Genomic DNA, 16,562 nt, shown 5'->3' with positions numbered 1-16,562 from the left:
CTCTGGTGGATATCTCGGGGAATGTTGGATCGTTATGAAGCTCAAGGGAAAAATGAAAAAGCGCTATCTTCTCATCGCCCTCATTATCATCGTGGCGATGTTTACGCTCTGGCGAACGTTAAATGCGCCGTTACCCCACTATCAAACGCTGATTGTCCGTCCGGGCGACCTCCAGCAGAGCGTGCTGGCGACGGGGAAACTGGATGCGCTGCGCAAAGTGGATGTCGGGGCGCAGGTTAGCGGCCAGCTTAAAACGCTGTCGGTCGCAATTGGCGACAAGGTGAAAAAAGATCAGCTGCTTGGCGTTATCGATCCTGAACAGGCGGAAAACCAGATCAAAGAGGTGGAAGCCACGCTGATGGAATTACGCGCTCAGCGCCGACAGGCTGAAGCCGAGTGGAAACTGGCGCGCGTCACCCTGTCACGCCAGCAACAGCTGGCGAAAACCCAGGCGATTTCGCGACAGGAACTGGATACGGCCGCGACGGAAATGGCCGTCAAACAGGCGCAGATCGGCACGATTGACGCGCAGATTAAACGTAATCAGGCTTCTCTTGATACGGCAAAAACCAACCTGGATTACACCCGCATTGTCGCCCCGATGGCAGGCGAGGTGACGCAAATCACCACCTTGCAGGGACAGACGGTGATTGCCGCTCAACAGGCGCCAAATATCCTGACGCTGGCGGATATGAGCACCATGCTGGTGAAGGCGCAGGTTTCCGAAGCGGACGTTATTCACCTGCGTCCCGGACAAAAAGCCTGGTTTACCGTGCTGGGCGACCCTCAGACCCGCTATGAAGGCGCGCTGAAAGATGTCCTGCCCACGCCTGAAAAAGTGAACGACGCTATTTTCTATTACGCGCGTTTTGAAGTTCCTAACCCGAAAGGGATTTTGCGCCTGGACATGACCGCACAGGTGCATATTCAGCTCACGGACATTAAAAACGTGCTGACGATTCCGCTGGCGGCGCTTGGCGACCCGGTCGGCAACAACCGCTACAAAGTCACGCTGTTGCGTAACGGCGAAACCCGTGAACGCGAGGTGTCGATTGGCGCGCGTAACGATACCGACGTGGAGATCGTCAAGGGACTGGAAGAGGGCGATGAGGTGGTGATCAGCGAGAGCAAAACTGGAGCCGCGCAATGACGGCATTGCTTGAACTGAGCAATATTCGTCGTAGTTATCCGTCAGGTGAAGAACAGGTTGAGGTGCTGAAGGGCATCTCCCTGCAAATTCATGCCGGAGAGATGGTGGCGATTGTCGGCGCGTCCGGCTCCGGTAAATCGACCCTGATGAATATCCTCGGCTGTCTGGATAAACCTACCAGCGGCACCTATCGGATTGCGGGGCGGGATGTCTCCACGCTCGACAGCGACGCGCTGGCGCAACTCCGCCGCGAACATTTTGGTTTTATCTTCCAGCGTTATCATTTGCTCTCACATCTGACGGCGGCGCAAAACGTTGAGGTGCCCGCCGTTTATGCCGGTACGGAGCGCAAACGACGGCTGGAGCGGGCCGAAGAGTTGCTGCAACGGCTGGGGCTGGGCGATCGGGTGGATTATCAGCCTTCGCAGCTCTCCGGCGGGCAACAGCAGCGGGTGAGTATTGCGCGCGCGCTGATGAACGGCGGGCAGGTGATCCTCGCCGATGAGCCGACCGGGGCGCTCGACAGCCATTCCGGCGATGAAGTGATGGCGATTCTGCATCAACTGCGCGATCGGGGGCATACGGTCATTATCGTGACCCACGACCCGCAGGTTGCCGCTCAGGCCGAACGGGTGATTGAAATCCACGATGGCGAGATCGTGCGTAATCCGCCGTCGCAGAAAACGCAAGCGGGGCAAGGCATTGCGGAGCCTGTCGTCAAAACGGCCTCCGGCTGGAGCCAGTTTGTCAGCGGATTTCGTGAGGCGCTCACGATGGCGTGGCTGGCGATGGCCGCCAATAAAATGCGCACCTTGCTCACCATGCTGGGGATTATTATCGGGATTGCGTCGGTGGTGTCGATCGTGGTGGTCGGCGATGCGGCAAAACAGATGGTGCTGGCGGATATTCGCGCTATTGGCACCAATACTATCGATATTTATCCCGGTAAAGACTTCGGCGACGACGATCCGCAATATCAGCAGGCGCTGAAATATGACGATTTGAACGCGATTCAGAAGCAGCCGTGGGTAACGTCCGCGACGCCTGCCGTATCGCAAAATCTGCGGCTTCGCTATGGCAACATCGACGTGGCCGCCAGCGCCAATGGCGTCAGCGGCGACTATTTTAACGTCTACGGCATGACCTTTAGCGAGGGGAACACGTTCAACAGAGAGCAGTTGAATGGCCGGGCACAGGTAGTGGTGCTCGACAGCAACACGCGGCGTCAACTTTTCCCCAATAAAGCGAAAGTGGTGGGCGAAGTGATCCTGGTCGGCAATATGCCTGCAACGGTGATCGGCGTGGCTGAAGAGAAACAGTCTATGTTCGGCAGCAGTAAGATCCTCCGCGTCTGGCTGCCGTACAGCACGATGTCCGGGCGGGTGATGGGGCAGTCATGGCTGAACTCCATCACCGTCCGGGTGAAAGAGGGATTTGACAGCGCGCAGGCTGAGCAGCAGCTTACCCGCCTGCTGACGCTGCGCCACGGGAAGAAGGATTTCTTTACCTGGAATATGGACGGCGTCTTGAAAACCGCCGAAAAGACCACACGTACTCTTCAACTGTTCCTGACGCTGGTTGCGGTGATCTCACTGGTGGTTGGGGGGATCGGCGTAATGAACATTATGCTGGTTTCCGTCACTGAACGAACCCGGGAGATTGGCATCCGTATGGCGGTAGGCGCGCGCGCCAGCGATGTGCTGCAACAGTTCTTAATTGAAGCGGTGCTGGTGTGTCTGGTCGGCGGCGCGTTGGGGATCGGGCTGTCGATGCTGATCGCCTTTACGCTACAGATGTTTTTACCCGGCTGGGAAATCGGCTTTTCGCCCGTCGCGCTCCTGACGGCGTTCTTGTGCTCGACGTTTACCGGGATACTGTTTGGCTGGTTGCCCGCACGTAATGCGGCACGACTCGATCCGGTAGATGCGCTGGCGCGGGAGTGAATCTTGCCGGATGTTTGTCCGCCGGGTAAGGCGCGTCAGCGTCGCCATCCGGCAAAAAGCAATGGCGCAGAAATAAAAATGCCAGCCGATCGGACTGGCATTTTGACTGCGGGATGTACACAATGAGACAGAAGAGCTATGCAACGGCTTCTGCTTCGATGGGCACGATGACACTGGCATGATTGCCTTTTGGCCCCTGGTGGACATCAAACCGGACAGACTGCCCGGCTTTAAGCGTTCTGTAACCATCCATTTGAATGGTGGAGTAATGGGCGAAAATATCTTCGCCGCCGCCTTCAGGGCAGATGAAACCAAACCCTTTGGCATTGTTGAACCACTTTACAGTACCCGTTTCCATGCTTCGACATCCTTCGTAAATCTTATATAAGTAAGATGGAATGAACCGGTGGCGGAGTGGGGGCTGTTCAAAACCTCGCCAACTCTCGAAACTACAATTTAGAGAAATCAGGCGGGGCGTCAAGCGCCAGGCGGGGTGGATGGGGTAAAAATGAATCAAAAATTTGAAGCAGTTAACGCTATTGCCGGTAATGTGACAGATGTCGCGGATGACAGAGATAGATGATAGTTATCTATTAATTGGGGTAGATTGATTGTGTGCATAGGCTCTTGTCAGCGGCAGTACGTTCTGCCGGTAACCGTAACCGAAGATGACGACTGACAATGGGTAAGACGAACGATTGGCTGGATTTTGACCAGCTGGCGGAAGATAAGGTGCGCGACGCGCTAAAACCGCCATCTATGTATAAAGTGATATTAGTCAATGATGATTACACTCCAATGGAGTTTGTTATTGACGTGTTACAAAAATTCTTTTCTTATGATGTAGAACGTGCAACGCAACTGATGCTTGCGGTTCACTATCAAGGTAAAGCTATCTGCGGCGTATTTACCGCCGAGGTTGCGGAGACCAAAGTGGCGATGGTGAACAAGTATGCGAGGGAGAACGAGCATCCGTTGCTGTGTACGCTGGAAAAAGCCTGAATGCAGGCGTAAAAATTGGGGGAGGTGCCTATGCTCAATCAAGAACTGGAACTCAGTTTAAACATGGCTTTCGCCAGAGCGCGCGAGCACCGACATGAGTTTATGACCGTCGAGCACTTGTTACTGGCGTTGCTCAGTAACCCATCGGCCCGCGAAGCGCTGGAAGCGTGCTCCGTGGATTTGGTGGCGCTCCGTCAGGAACTTGAAGCCTTCATTGAACAAACCACACCCGTACTGCCTGCCAGCGAAGAAGAGCGCGACACACAGCCGACGTTGAGTTTTCAGCGCGTGCTGCAACGTGCGGTCTTTCACGTTCAGTCCTCCGGGCGCAGTGAGGTAACTGGCGCGAATGTGCTGGTGGCTATCTTCAGCGAACAGGAATCCCAGGCGGCTTATCTGCTGCGTAAGCATGAAGTCAGCCGCCTCGACGTGGTGAACTTTATTTCTCATGGGACGCGAAAGGACGAGCCGAGTCAGTCTTCTGACCCCGGCAATCAGCCAAATAGCGAAGAACAAGTTGGCGGGGAGGAACGTATGGAGAACTTCACGACTAACCTTAACCAGCTTGCTCGCGTGGGCGGAATCGATCCGCTGATTGGTCGTGAAAAAGAGCTGGAGCGTGCCATTCAGGTGCTGTGTCGCCGCCGGAAAAATAACCCGCTGCTGGTGGGTGAGTCCGGCGTCGGTAAGACGGCGATTGCCGAAGGTCTGGCCTGGCGTATTGTCCAGGGCGATGTGCCGGAAGTGATGGCGGATTGCACCCTCTACTCGCTGGATATCGGCTCGCTGCTGGCGGGCACCAAGTATCGCGGCGATTTCGAAAAACGTTTTAAAGCGCTGCTCAAACAGCTGGAACAGGACACCAACAGCATCCTGTTTATTGATGAGATCCACACCATTATCGGTGCGGGTGCTGCGTCGGGCGGCCAGGTGGATGCCGCAAACCTGATTAAACCGCTGCTCTCCAGCGGTAAGATCCGCGTGATTGGTTCCACGACGTATCAGGAATTCAGCAACATTTTCGAGAAAGACCGCGCGTTAGCGCGTCGCTTCCAGAAAATTGATATCACTGAGCCGTCCGTGGATGAGACTGTGCAGATCATCAACGGCCTGAAACCGAAGTACGAAGCGCACCACGATGTTCGCTACACGGCGAAAGCGGTGCGTGCGGCGGTAGAGCTGGCGGTGAAATACATCAACGACCGTCATCTGCCGGATAAGGCGATTGACGTCATCGATGAAGCCGGTGCGCGTGCTCGTCTGATGCCGGTCAGCAAGCGCAAGAAAACTGTCAACGTGGCGGATATTGAGTCCGTCGTGGCGCGTATCGCGCGTATTCCTGAGAAAAGCGTCTCGCAGAGCGATCGCGATACGCTGAAAAACCTCGGCGACCGCCTGAAAATGCTGGTCTTCGGGCAGGATAAGGCAATTGAAGCGCTGACCGAAGCGATCAAAATGAGCCGTGCGGGTCTCGGTCATGAACATAAACCTGTCGGTTCGTTCCTGTTCGCGGGGCCTACCGGGGTAGGGAAAACCGAGGTAACGGTACAGCTCTCCAAAGCACTGGGTATTGAGCTGCTGCGGTTTGATATGTCCGAGTATATGGAACGCCACACCGTAAGCCGCCTGATCGGCGCGCCTCCGGGATATGTCGGTTTCGACCAGGGCGGTCTGCTGACCGATGCGGTTATCAAACATCCGCATGCAGTTCTGCTGCTGGATGAAATTGAGAAGGCGCATCCAGATGTCTTTAACCTGCTGTTGCAGGTGATGGACAACGGCACGCTGACGGACAACAACGGGCGTAAAGCGGATTTCCGCAACGTGGTGCTGGTGATGACCACCAACGCCGGTGTGCGTGAAACTGAGCGTAAATCGATTGGCCTCATCCATCAGGACAACAGTACGGACGCGATGGGTGAAATCAAGAAAGTGTTTACGCCGGAGTTCCGTAACCGTCTCGACAACATTATCTGGTTCGATCACCTGTCTACTGAAGTGATCCATCAGGTTGTCGATAAGTTTATTGTCGAGTTGCAGGTTCAACTGGATCAGAAAGGCGTTTCCCTGGAAGTGAGTCAGGAAGCGCGTGACTGGCTGGCTGAGAAAGGCTATGACCGCGCGATGGGCGCACGTCCAATGACGCGCGTCGTCCAGGACAACCTGAAAAAACCGTTGGCAAACGAGCTGCTGTTCGGTTCGCTGGTTGGCGGCGGCCAGGTGACCGTTGCTCTGGATAAAGAGAAAAATGAGCTGACGTATGGCTTCCAGAGTGCGCAAAAGCACAAACCGGAAGCCGCGCATTAATCTCGTAACCGGTAAAATCTGAACGCCAGTCGCGTTCAGATAAACTCGCTAAAATCCGTAATCTCTTTTGAGGTTACGGATTTTTTTTGCCGCCATACCCCGGATACCTGAAAACCTTTTTTTTGAGTGTTTTTTTAACGCTATGATTTTTATGTGTTTATATTAGGTGGCGATAAAAGGGTATTTAATCATTTCGTTGATATTTTTCTTTATTAACACCATGATAGCGACGAACAGCTTCAGTTCACTGCCGTACAGGCAGCTTAGAAAATATCAAAGCTAAGGCACATGGGGGTACCGATGTTCACTGCCGTACAGGCAGCTTAGAAAAAGAGAATGGTCGCGTAATAGTCGTCAATCTTGTTCACTGCCGTACAGGCAGCTTAGAAAACGAAGGTGAACAGCCAGTCTATCCGGCGCGAGTTCACTGCCGTACAGGCAGCTTAGAAATGTATCGTTTTCACCGAAGTAAAACGGCTTTGCGTTCACTGCCGTACAGGCAGCTTAGAAAACATTCCCCCTTGGGGGATTTAGGGGGATCTTTGTTCACTGCCGTACAGGCAGCTTAGAAAGACAAACCCTGGAGATTATCAGTCAGCAGACGGTTCACTGCCGTACAGGCAGCTTAGAAATTGCCCTTCCCGTGGCAGCGACACGAATTGCTGTTCACTGCCGTACAGGCAGCTTAGAAATGTCTGTCCCCTGGCTGGCTTCCAACTTTGACGTTCACTGCCGTACAGGCAGCTTAGAAAAGCAGGCCCGAGAGTTCATCCGTGGTGAGATGGTTCACTGCCGTACAGGCAGCTTAGAAATCACATTGCCAGCTTATCGCTGGCTTTTTTATGTTCACTGCCGTACAGGCAGCTTAGAAATCCCACATCACGCGGCGCGCCGAAATATCGCCGTTCACTGCCGTACAGGCAGCTTAGAAAAGTGCAAGGCCTGCAATGGTGGTGCTGGTCGGGTTCACTGCCGTACAGGCAGCTTAGAAAAGAACATCACAGTAACAACAAAGCCTGTCAAAGTTCACTGCCGTACAGGCAGCTTAGAAAAGCGTAAAGGCGGCGCGATACTGCGCATATAGCGTTCACTGCCGTACAGGCAGCTTAGAAATGCACCGCATTCGTGAAATCTTGAGCAAAGCAGTTCACTGCCGTACAGGCAGCTTAGAAAAGTAGAACGCGACCAATACGGCTACTGGACTCGTTCACTGCCGTACAGGCAGCTTAGAAAATATCGCCCGCCAGACGGTGGATGCGCTTACGGTTCACTGCCGTACAGGCAGCTTAGAAAGAGGTGAACCTGCTGTTTCTCGGCCTGCTGTGGTTCACTGCCGTACAGGCAGTATTAGAAATACAACCGCCGCAGTGTTTACGGCTGAATCTGTGTTCACTGCCGTACAGGCAGCTTAGAAAGCAAAGAGGCACTGAGTCATGAAAATCAGTCCGTTCACTGCCGTACAGGCAGCTACCACACCACAAATGTAATTATTTATTTTGAAAGCTCTTTTGTTGATTTTTATCATTTCATCTGCCAGACCCTCATCAGTACTATCGATAACACATAAAATGACGGGGTTTAAATAGATATGTCTGCAAATTCAATTATGCCTTCGGATTTAAAAACCATTCTGCACTCTAAACGCGCCAATATATATTATCTTGAAAAATGCCGTGTGCAGGTAAATGGTGGGCGAGTTGAATACATTACGAGTGCAGGTAATGAATCATATTACTGGAATATTCCTGTCGCGAATACTACGGCGGTGATGCTGGGTATGGGCACGTCAGTGTCACAGGCGGCAATGCGGGAGTTCGCAAGGGCTGGCGTGATGGTTGGCTTCTGTGGCACTGATGGTACGCCGCTTTATTCCGCAAATGAAGTTGATATTGATGTGTCATGGCTGTCACCGCAAAGTGAATATCGGCCGACTGAATATTTACAGCATTGGGTCTCTTTCTGGTTTAAAGAAGAAAAAAGATTGATCGCGGCAAAGATGTTTCAGCAAATAAGATTGCAGCAAATAGAAAAATATTGGTTAGCTCCATCATCACAGAAAATATTTCAGCCAGACTGGGAACGATTAAATGATATTATCACGCGCGCGGATGCGTCTATGGCGCAAGCAGAGGATCATACTCATTTAATGCTCAAAGAGGCGCAATTAACAAAATCGCTGTATAAACTGGTGAGCCAGACCGTTGGATATGGTGATTTTACCCGAGCAAAACGGGGCGGTGGTCTGGATATGGCGAATCGGTTTCTGGATCAGGGTAATTATCTGGCATACGGATTAGCGGCTGTTGCGGCATGGGTTACAGGGCTCCCACACGGCCTGGCGGTTATGCACGGTAAAACGCGTCGCGGCGGCCTGGTCTTTGATTTGGCCGATCTTATCAAAGACGCGCTTGTCATGCCGCAAGCGTTTATCGCGGCAATGGAGGGGGAGGATGCACAGGCGTTCCGCCAGCGCTGTATTAATAGATTTCAGCAATCTGATGCTTTAGATTTAATGATCACCACGCTTCAGGACACGGCGCGACAGCTGGCTGAGGATAGCGAATGAATGTGCTGATTATCTCTCGCTGCACCAAACGCGCTCGCGAGGAGAGTTGCCGTATACTCGATCAGTTTGCTGAGCGAACGGGAGACGCGGCCTGGCAAACCATCATCACCTTAGAAGGCGTTAACACGCTGCGCCGTTTATTACGGAAAACCGCAAGGCGTAATACTGCGGTTGCCTGCCACTGGTTGAAGAAAAACGGGCAAATGGAATTGCTATGGATTGTCGGCAATATACGTCGTTTTAATGCGCAAGGGCGTGTTCCTACCAACCGAACCACACAAACGCTTATCACGAACACCGATGAACATCGGTGGCGATGTGCGGAAAGCATTGCGCTGTTAGCAGCGATTGCGGGCTTGTTTCATGATTTTAGTAAGGCAGGGTTCTGTTTTCAGGAAAGCCTGACGAAAAAAACAGCTAAAAGTTATCAACCTTATCGCCATGAATGGGTTTCGGTACGCCTGTTTCAGGCGTTTATCGGTGAGCAACATGATGAACAGTGGCTGGCAAAACTCGGTGAGTTGTCTGCGGATGACGACGCTGAACTTCTGGCTCGATTGCGCAAGGATAACCCCTGCTATTCTGACAGCCCTTTTCGTACGCTTCCACCGCTCGCCAGCGTCGTCGCCTGGCTGATTTTGTCTCATCACCGTCTTCCTGAAAACCTGCGTGGCGACAACGTTCTGGAGGGATGTCAGAGCTGGCTTGAAAATCAGCTTAATGCAGACTGGAACGCCGTGAATCATATAAAAGAAGGGTGGCGAGACGTCGATTTTCGTAATGTCTGGGTTTTTCCATCAGGTACGCCTGTACAAAGTCGCGTCTGGCGGGAGAAAGCACGTCAGATCTCCCGGCGCGCTAAGAATGCCGCGGCATTAAAACAGTGGGGACAGATGGATCAACTGTTCACGCTGCATATGGCGCGTTTTTGTCTGATGCTGGCCGATCACTTCTACTCTTCCAGCCATCCTCACCCAACGTGGCAAGATTCTGATTATTGTGTATGGGCAAACAGCGATCGGAAAAATGGCACGCTAAAACAACGGGTTGATGAGCATCTGACCGGTGTCGCGCATCACGCATTGCTTCTGGGGAGACAACTGGCGCGTGTGCGTTCGTCGCTTCCGGCGATTGCAAGGCATAAAGGTTTTCGTGAGCGTTCGGGTAATCCGCTTTATCACTGGCAAAATAAAGCCTGGGATGTAGCTGCCGCGCTGCGTGAGAGGAGTCGGGAAGAGGGGTTTTTCGGCGTCAATATGGCTTCGACGGGCTGCGGGAAGACGTTTGCCAATGCACGAATAATGTATGCGCTGGCAGATGAGCAGGAAGGCTGTCGCTTCACCGTGGCAATGGGGTTACGCACGCTGACGCTGCAAACCGGCGATGCGTTGCGTAATCGACTGAAGCTGGACGACGACGACCTGGCGGTACTGATTGGCTCGGGTGCGGTGAAGCAGTTGTGGCAGAAGGAAAAAGAACCGGAACCAGACAGGGATAGCGCCTCGGCGAAGGCATTGTCTGAAGAACAGCAATATGTTCATTATGAAGGCAGTGTGCAAACGGGGGCGCTGGAAAAATGGTTGAGCGGCGACAGGAAATTGTCGGCGTTAGTCAGTGCGCCTGTTTTAGTGACAACCCTCGATCATTTGATTTCGGCGACGGAAGGCGTGCGTGGCGGGAAGCAGCTACCGGCGATGTTGCGCTTGCTGACCAGCGATCTGGTGCTGGATGAACCTGATGATTTTGATATTGCCGATCTGCATGCCGTTTGCCGCCTGATGAACTGGGCCGGGATGCTGGGAACCCGCGTGCTGCTCTCGTCGGCAACGCTGCCGCCGGATCTTATCCAGGCCATGTTTGCCGCCTGGTTTGCCGGGCGCAAAATATGGCAGGCGTCCTGCGGCGCGTCAGAGAAACCGATGAATATTTGCTGCGCATGGTTCGATGAAAAAGGCGCGAAGGTGGAGCACATCGCGGATGGACGCAGCTTTAGCATTGCGCATAAAACATTTGTTGAGCAGCGGGCGGCAATGCTGGCGGCAAAACCTCGTCTGCACTTTGGGCGTATTTCGCCCGTATCTCCGGCGTCGCCAGAGGTGAGCGATGTCATTACCTGCGTGGCCCGCGCCGTGCATACGGAAATGCAGGTTTTACATCACGCGCATAAAGAGACGCATCCCGGTGGTAAGACCGTGTCATTGGGTTTAGTCAGGTTCGCGAATATCGATCCGCTGGTCGCTGTCGCAAAAGCGTTAATGGCGATCCCTTCGCCGCAGGATGTCTGTATCCATTATTGTGTCTACCATGCCCGGCACCCGCTGGCGGTGCGTTCAGCCATCGAAAAATGTCTGGATAGCGCATTTACTCGCCATCACCCCGATACGCTCTGGCAACATCCCGATATTGCAAAAGCTCTCAATCTCCGCCCGGAGAAGCATCACCTTTTTGTCGTGTTAGGGACTTCCGTCATGGAGGTTGGCAGGGACTGGGACAGCAGTTGGGGCATCATCGAACCCAGCTCTATGCGAGCCATTATTCAGTTCGCCGGACGTATACAGCGCCATCGACGCGTCGTTCCAGAGAACGAAAACCTGGTGATTCTCAGCAGTAATATTAAAGCGCTGAGAAAGCGCTCTCCCGCGTTTTGTAAGCCGGGATTTGAAAATAAGGATCATCCATTAGCCAGTCACGATCTGCGTGAACTATTACCACCGCAGGATTATCAGACGATCACTGCATTGCCACGTATTTTGCCTGCAAATGGTGAAAATAAACTGGCGGAACTGGAGCACATGCGGCTCAGGGAAGAATTACTCAGCAGTAAGAGCCGGCAGATTATTGCCGCAAACTGGTGGCGTAAACCGCTCACCTGGAATGCCTGGCTACAGCGTAAGACACCGTTTCGTCAGTCGCAGCCGGAAGCCAGATTTTTTCTGCATATGGAAGAGGAAGAGAGCGAGCCTTATTTCGCATTTCATACTGAAAACGGCAACATCAAGGCTTCCGATAAATTTGTTCTGCAGGACGTTGAGTATGCAGAGGGAACAGACCGTTGGGGATGTACGGACTACCGCCAGGTGTTGCTGGCGTTGGCCGATGCCCAACAGACTGAGATTAACCGCGTAGGTGAAATTTTCGGTGAGATCAGCGTACCTGTAAATGAAGAGGATGTGACGAGCGACTGGCGTTACCACCCGTGGTTGGGTGTATTTCGCGCCCTCTGACGAGGGCGCGAGCTGCTTGTACAGCAGTGATAATGAAATTACGACCAAAGAAGTCTCTATTTCTAAGCTGCCTTCGGCAGTTGCGAGGAGCTTAGGTCACAATGCATTAGCTTTCAATATTAACGTATTGTTATAATGCCATTACGATATCTATAAGTTTCCAATTAAAACCTTAGAAGTCTCTAGGTGGCATTATGTTTGATAAGTTTAGCAACGGTATAATGATTTTCACGATTTGCATTGTCGTGTTGAAACCATTTTTAGCTGAAGTATTTGTTCATACGCATTCACAAGTTACAGCGAACTTTGCACTATCAGTCAAATAACAAAATAAGGAGCCGAGATGGATAGAACGGCACTGACCCATTTTATTACCGATTACATTGCCTCGCGAAGGCAGCCAAAGCTGGAAGCCTTTGAAAAAGAGGCTGCAAAGCGACTGGCGCAGGGAGAAGATGCCAGTACCATCGCCCTGGAACGTCAGGCGCTTGAGGCACGCTATCAACCGCAAAATTGGTTGACGGATGCGGCAAGGCGAGCAGGGCAAATTAGCCTGGTGACGCATGCGGCTAAATTTACCCACGGGGATTCAAAAAGCAGCAGCATATATCGCGATACCGTGGGTGAAGAGGGGTATTTAAGCACTGCGTCGCTTAAGAGCCTCCCGACGGATGCCGTTGGAAACGCCGCCGCGCTTGACGTCGCGAAATTGTTGCAAACCGACGTCGAGGGTGACTCGCTGCTGGCTTGTCTGAAACGGGGTGAACATCAACCGCTTCACGCCTTTGCTGAGAATGACGCTCAACTGACGCAGTGGGTGGAAGGGTTTAATCGTGCGTTAACGCCCACTCAGCCGACATCGCATAAACTCGCTAAACAGGTCTATTTCCCCGTAGTCAATGATTACCATCTGTTGTGTCCGTTGTTTGCTACCTCGCTGGCGCAGGTGTTGCATGAAAAACTCGTCGCATCTCGCTTTGGAGAAGAGGCGAAAGCGGTACGCGATGCGCGCAAAGCGGGTAAATGGCATCCGCAGCCCGATGTTCGTTATCCAGACATGGCTGAAATGCATTTTGGCGGTACCAAGCCACAGAATATTTCTGCGTTGAACAGCGCGCGCGGTGGGCGTATCTGGCTGCTGTCGTCGCAGCCGCCTCAATGGCTGAATCTGGATAAAGCGCCGCAAAATATGCTCAATCTCTTTGCGTTGCGCGGCGCGTTTAATCGGGCCGCGTCAGGTATTGTTTCCCGTATGGTGTTTCTGCTGAAAGAAAATACTGAGAAGAATAATCACGCTATTCGCAATGCGCGAGCAGCGTATGTTGATGAGCTTATCGACCTTCTTTTCATGCATGCCGCCAATTTCCAGCAGGCGTCCTGGCAAGGCTGGACGCGAAATAATACCGATCTCCCCCTCCATCAGCAGCTTTGGCTCGATCCCTGGCGCGGCCAGACGGATGAGACTTTCCGTCTTGAACGTGACAAAGACGACTGGCAAATAAGCGTTGCGGATGATTTCGCACGCTGGCTGAACTATCGGCTGAATAAGGCGCGTCTGGATGTGGGGCTTATTGAGCGCCGGGAATGGCGGACGCAATCGCTGTTTCGCCAGCGGATGCGGGAAATGGAAGCGATTTTGCGGGAGGCGCTGAAATGCGTTATCTGATTTTATTGCCCCATATCCGTATTGAGAATGCGAATGCCGTTGCCGGGTTAACCTGGGGTTTTCCCGCGATAAGCCATTTCCTGGGGTACGTGCATGCGCTTTCCCGTAAAGTGCGCGCCACGCATGGCGTGCATTTTGATGGCTGCGCGGTGATCAGCCATCATTCTCATGTTCAGGCATATTCCTCAGGGCGTGACTATCAGTTTGCGCTTACGCGTAACCCTTTGACTAAAGAAGGGAAAACGGCCTCGTTCAATGAAGAAGGGAGAATGCACCTTACCGTCTCCCTGGTGATTGAGTGCCAGGGTGAAATCGTGAATGGCGAATACGGTAAAGAGGCGTTTTGTTCGCAGTTGAAAATGCTGTGTCAGAGCCAAAAGCTGGCGGGCGGAAGTATTGTCAGTCTGCGCGATCCGCAGGTATTTCCTGCGCCGGATGATGAAAAACAGCTCCGTCAGATCCTCTGGCGGCTGATGCCGGGTTTTGCTCTTTGCGACCGCAGCGAATGGCTGACAACGCATTATCACCAGCGTCGACAACAACAGCCGGAAAGCACATTACTGGATACCTGGTTAGATTTTGCCGCAATCCAGTACCGCGCTATACCACCGGAAGAGGGGGACAACGCTCAATGGGAATATCAGCCTAAGCCGATGCCTGGTTATCTGGTGCCGCTGATGTGCGGCTATCAGCGTATTTCTCCGCTTTATTCCCCCGGAGAGGTTGCCAGTGCGCGCGATAATTCGACGCCGTTTGCGTTTACCGAGGCGGTGTATGGCGTAGGAGAATGGCGTGGGTTGCATCGTGTTACGGATATTCAGCCGCTTCTCTGGCGCTACCGCACAACCGACACGGGCTACTATTGCTCTGCAATGCCTGTCGCAGACGACTTTACGTTTAACGAAGACGACGATTTAGAATAAGGACATGACTATGGCAAAGGCTCCTGTATCTGTAAAAACCGCTTCTGTACTGGCATTTGAGCGCAAACTCGCTACGTCCGATGCGATGATGTATGCGGGTAACTGGCAAAGCGATCATTGGCAACCGATTGAAATTCAGGAAAAGGCGGTTCGAGGAACGATTTCCAATCGGCTGAAAAATGCGATTTCCAGCGATCCGGCGAAGCTGGATGCGGAAATTCAAAAAGCAAACCTGCAACGTGTGGATATTGCGGCCTTACCGGCAGATGCCGACACCTTGAAAGTGGTGTTTACGCTGCGCGTGTTGGGTAATTTATCTACGCCATCGGTATGTAATGATATGGCATACCAGGATGCGCTTCAGCAGGTTATTGATGGCTATATCAATGAGTATGGATTTGGTGAACTGGCGCGCAGGTACGCCACGAATCTGGCAAACGGACGTTTCCTGTGGCGCAACCGCATTGGCGCTGAGCAGATCCAGGTGAATGTCGCGGCCAGTGGGCAGGAATGGATTTTTAACAGTCACAACTATTCCCTGCGTGAGTTTAAGCAGGAAGATGCTTTGCTGAGCCAACTGGCGGCGATAATCGAAAAAGGATTAAGCGGTCAGGAATGGGTCATGCTGACTGTCGAAGCGCAGGTGCGTCTGGGCGCCGGGCAGGAGGTTTTTCCTTCGCAGGAACTGGTGCTGGACAGTAACAGCAGTAAAAGCAGGGTGTTATACCAGGTCAGTGGTGTTGCGGGCATTCACTCGCAGAAAATCGGCAACGCTTTGCGTACCGTCGATACGTGGCACCCAAAAGTAGAAGAATTGGGCGCGATTGCGGTAGAACCCTATGGCTCAGTAACCAGTCGTGGCGTAGCGTGTCGCCAGCCGAAGGATAAAATGGATTTTTATACCTTACTGGATAACTGGGTCACTAAGGGTATGAAACCGGATGCCGCTCAGCAGCATTATGTGATGGCGGTACTGGTTCGCGGCGGCGTATTTGGTGAGAAAAGCGAATAAGGAGCGATGATGGATCACTATCTTGATCTCCGTGTCCTGCCAGACCCCGAATTTAATACTGAAATGCTGATGGCGGCGTTATTTGCCAAACTGCATCGTGCGTTAGGCGCAAGGGGAAAGGGGGATATTGGCGTTAGCTTCCCTCAGTTTGGCGTGACGCCAGGATCGTGCTTGCGTCTTCATGGTTCGTTATTGGCGTTACAGGAACTTGAGGCCGGTTCATGGCGTAAGGGGCTGAATGATTATTGCCAGTGTATGGCGATAACGCCTGTTCCGGCTGTAAAAGGCTGGCGCACGGTGAGTCGGGTGCAGGTGAAAAGCAGTCCGCAACGGTTATTGCGGCGTTCCGTCAGGAAGGGATGGTTAACGGAAGAGCAGGCGCAGCAGCGCCTGGTGGAGTCAACCGAACAGCATAGCGATTTGCCTTACCTGAACGTTAAGAGCTTGTCGAATCAGCAACAATTTCGGGTGTTTATTCGTCACGGCGAACTGCGTTCTGAACCTGTTAGCGGGACATTCACAAGCTATGGATTAAGTTCTACGGCGACTATTCCCTGGTTCTGAGAAGCCTGATGGCGCTTCGCTTATCAGGCCTACAGAGCTCCACTCGTAGGCCGGATAAGGCGTGTGCGCCGCTATCCGGCGATGTGCAACAGGTGAAAAAAAAGCCCGTACTTTCGTACGAGCTCTTTTCTGAATATGGCGGTGAGGAGTCACTTCGTTTATCAGGCAACGTAGGCCGGATAAGGCGCGAGCGCCGCCATCCGGC

At 52.8% G+C, this 16,562-nt stretch carries 12 protein-coding genes and 1 CRISPR repeat array; of the genes, 11 read left to right on the top strand and 1 reads right to left on the bottom strand.

Features of this window, described 5'->3' with window-relative positions; genetic code table 11:
- The first annotated feature begins 52 nt into the window (after positions 1–52).
- Positions 53–1,150, top strand: coding sequence for a macrolide transporter subunit MacA (gene macA, locus OGY62_RS22915; protein ID WP_502873559.1), 1,098 nt, complete (start codon positions 53–55; stop codon positions 1,148–1,150).
- The gene (macB, locus tag OGY62_RS22910) at positions 1,147–3,093 is read left to right on the top strand and encodes a macrolide ABC transporter ATP-binding protein/permease MacB (RefSeq protein ID WP_047457825.1); all 1,947 of its coding nucleotides are present in this window, start codon (positions 1,147–1,149) and stop codon (positions 3,091–3,093) included. Before macA ends, macB begins: the two co-directional genes overlap by 4 nt.
- A 136-nt stretch (positions 3,094–3,229) precedes the next feature.
- Here the strand turns inward: macB and cspD are convergent, their stop codons facing one another.
- Complete coding sequence (gene cspD, locus OGY62_RS22905; RefSeq protein ID WP_000447499.1) at positions 3,230–3,451, bottom strand: cold shock-like protein CspD; 222 nt, start codon at positions 3,449–3,451, stop codon at positions 3,230–3,232.
- A gap of 150 nt (positions 3,452–3,601) precedes the next feature.
- Here cspD and OGY62_RS22900 point away from each other — a divergent pair, with 150 nt between their 5' ends.
- The 9 genes from OGY62_RS22900 (at position 3,602) to cas6f (ending at position 16,357) form a co-directional block, all read left to right on the top strand.
- Positions 3,602–3,676, top strand: coding sequence for a hypothetical protein (locus OGY62_RS22900; RefSeq protein ID WP_213164981.1), 75 nt, complete (start codon positions 3,602–3,604; stop codon positions 3,674–3,676).
- A 98-nt stretch (positions 3,677–3,774) separates the two neighbouring features.
- Complete coding sequence (gene clpS / locus OGY62_RS22895) at positions 3,775–4,095, top strand: ATP-dependent Clp protease adapter ClpS (RefSeq protein WP_012133050.1); 321 nt, start codon at positions 3,775–3,777, stop codon at positions 4,093–4,095.
- A 30-nt stretch (positions 4,096–4,125) separates the two neighbouring features.
- Positions 4,126–6,402, top strand: coding sequence for an ATP-dependent Clp protease ATP-binding subunit ClpA (clpA, locus tag OGY62_RS22890; protein ID WP_012133049.1), 2,277 nt, complete (start codon positions 4,126–4,128; stop codon positions 6,400–6,402).
- A 242-nt stretch (positions 6,403–6,644) separates the two neighbouring features.
- Positions 6,645–7,877: direct repeats of the CRISPR family, unit length 28 nt; unit sequence GTTCACTGCCGTACAGGCAGCTTAGAAA.
- A 113-nt stretch (positions 7,878–7,990) separates the two neighbouring features.
- Positions 7,991–8,968 carry a type I-F CRISPR-associated endonuclease Cas1f gene (gene cas1f / locus OGY62_RS22885; protein WP_286460632.1) on the top strand — a complete coding sequence of 326 codons (978 nt, stop codon included), beginning with the start codon at positions 7,991–7,993 and terminating at the stop codon, positions 8,966–8,968.
- A complete protein-coding gene (gene cas3f / locus OGY62_RS22880) occupies positions 8,965–12,192 on the top strand; it encodes a type I-F CRISPR-associated helicase Cas3f (protein ID WP_286460630.1) in 3,228 nt (1,075 codons plus the stop codon). The genes cas1f and cas3f overlap by 4 nt, the downstream gene beginning before the upstream one ends.
- Before the next feature lie 343 nt (positions 12,193–12,535).
- Positions 12,536–13,858: a type I-F CRISPR-associated protein Csy1 gene (gene csy1, locus OGY62_RS22875; protein WP_286460627.1), complete on the top strand. Its 1,323-nt coding sequence runs from the start codon at positions 12,536–12,538 to the stop codon at positions 13,856–13,858.
- Positions 13,846–14,781, top strand: coding sequence for a type I-F CRISPR-associated protein Csy2 (csy2, locus tag OGY62_RS22870; protein ID WP_286460623.1), 936 nt, complete (start codon positions 13,846–13,848; stop codon positions 14,779–14,781). Before csy1 ends, csy2 begins: the two co-directional genes overlap by 13 nt.
- A gap of 10 nt (positions 14,782–14,791) precedes the next feature.
- Positions 14,792–15,793: a type I-F CRISPR-associated protein Csy3 gene (gene csy3 / locus OGY62_RS22865; RefSeq protein ID WP_275155974.1), complete on the top strand. Its 1,002-nt coding sequence runs from the start codon at positions 14,792–14,794 to the stop codon at positions 15,791–15,793.
- Positions 15,794–15,802: 9 nt separating this feature from the next.
- Positions 15,803–16,357, top strand: a complete 555-nt coding sequence (cas6f, locus tag OGY62_RS22860; RefSeq protein ID WP_199971421.1) for a type I-F CRISPR-associated endoribonuclease Cas6/Csy4 — start codon at positions 15,803–15,805, stop codon at positions 16,355–16,357.
- The last annotated feature ends 205 nt before the right edge of the window (positions 16,358–16,562 follow it).

This window comes from Citrobacter sp. CK198, from assembly GCF_030333295.1.
GTDB classification, from domain to species: Bacteria; Pseudomonadota; Gammaproteobacteria; order Enterobacterales; family Enterobacteriaceae; genus Citrobacter_B; species Citrobacter_B koseri.
Note: the sequence above shows the minus strand (reverse complement) of the source record. Positions and strands in the feature narration are given on the sequence as shown.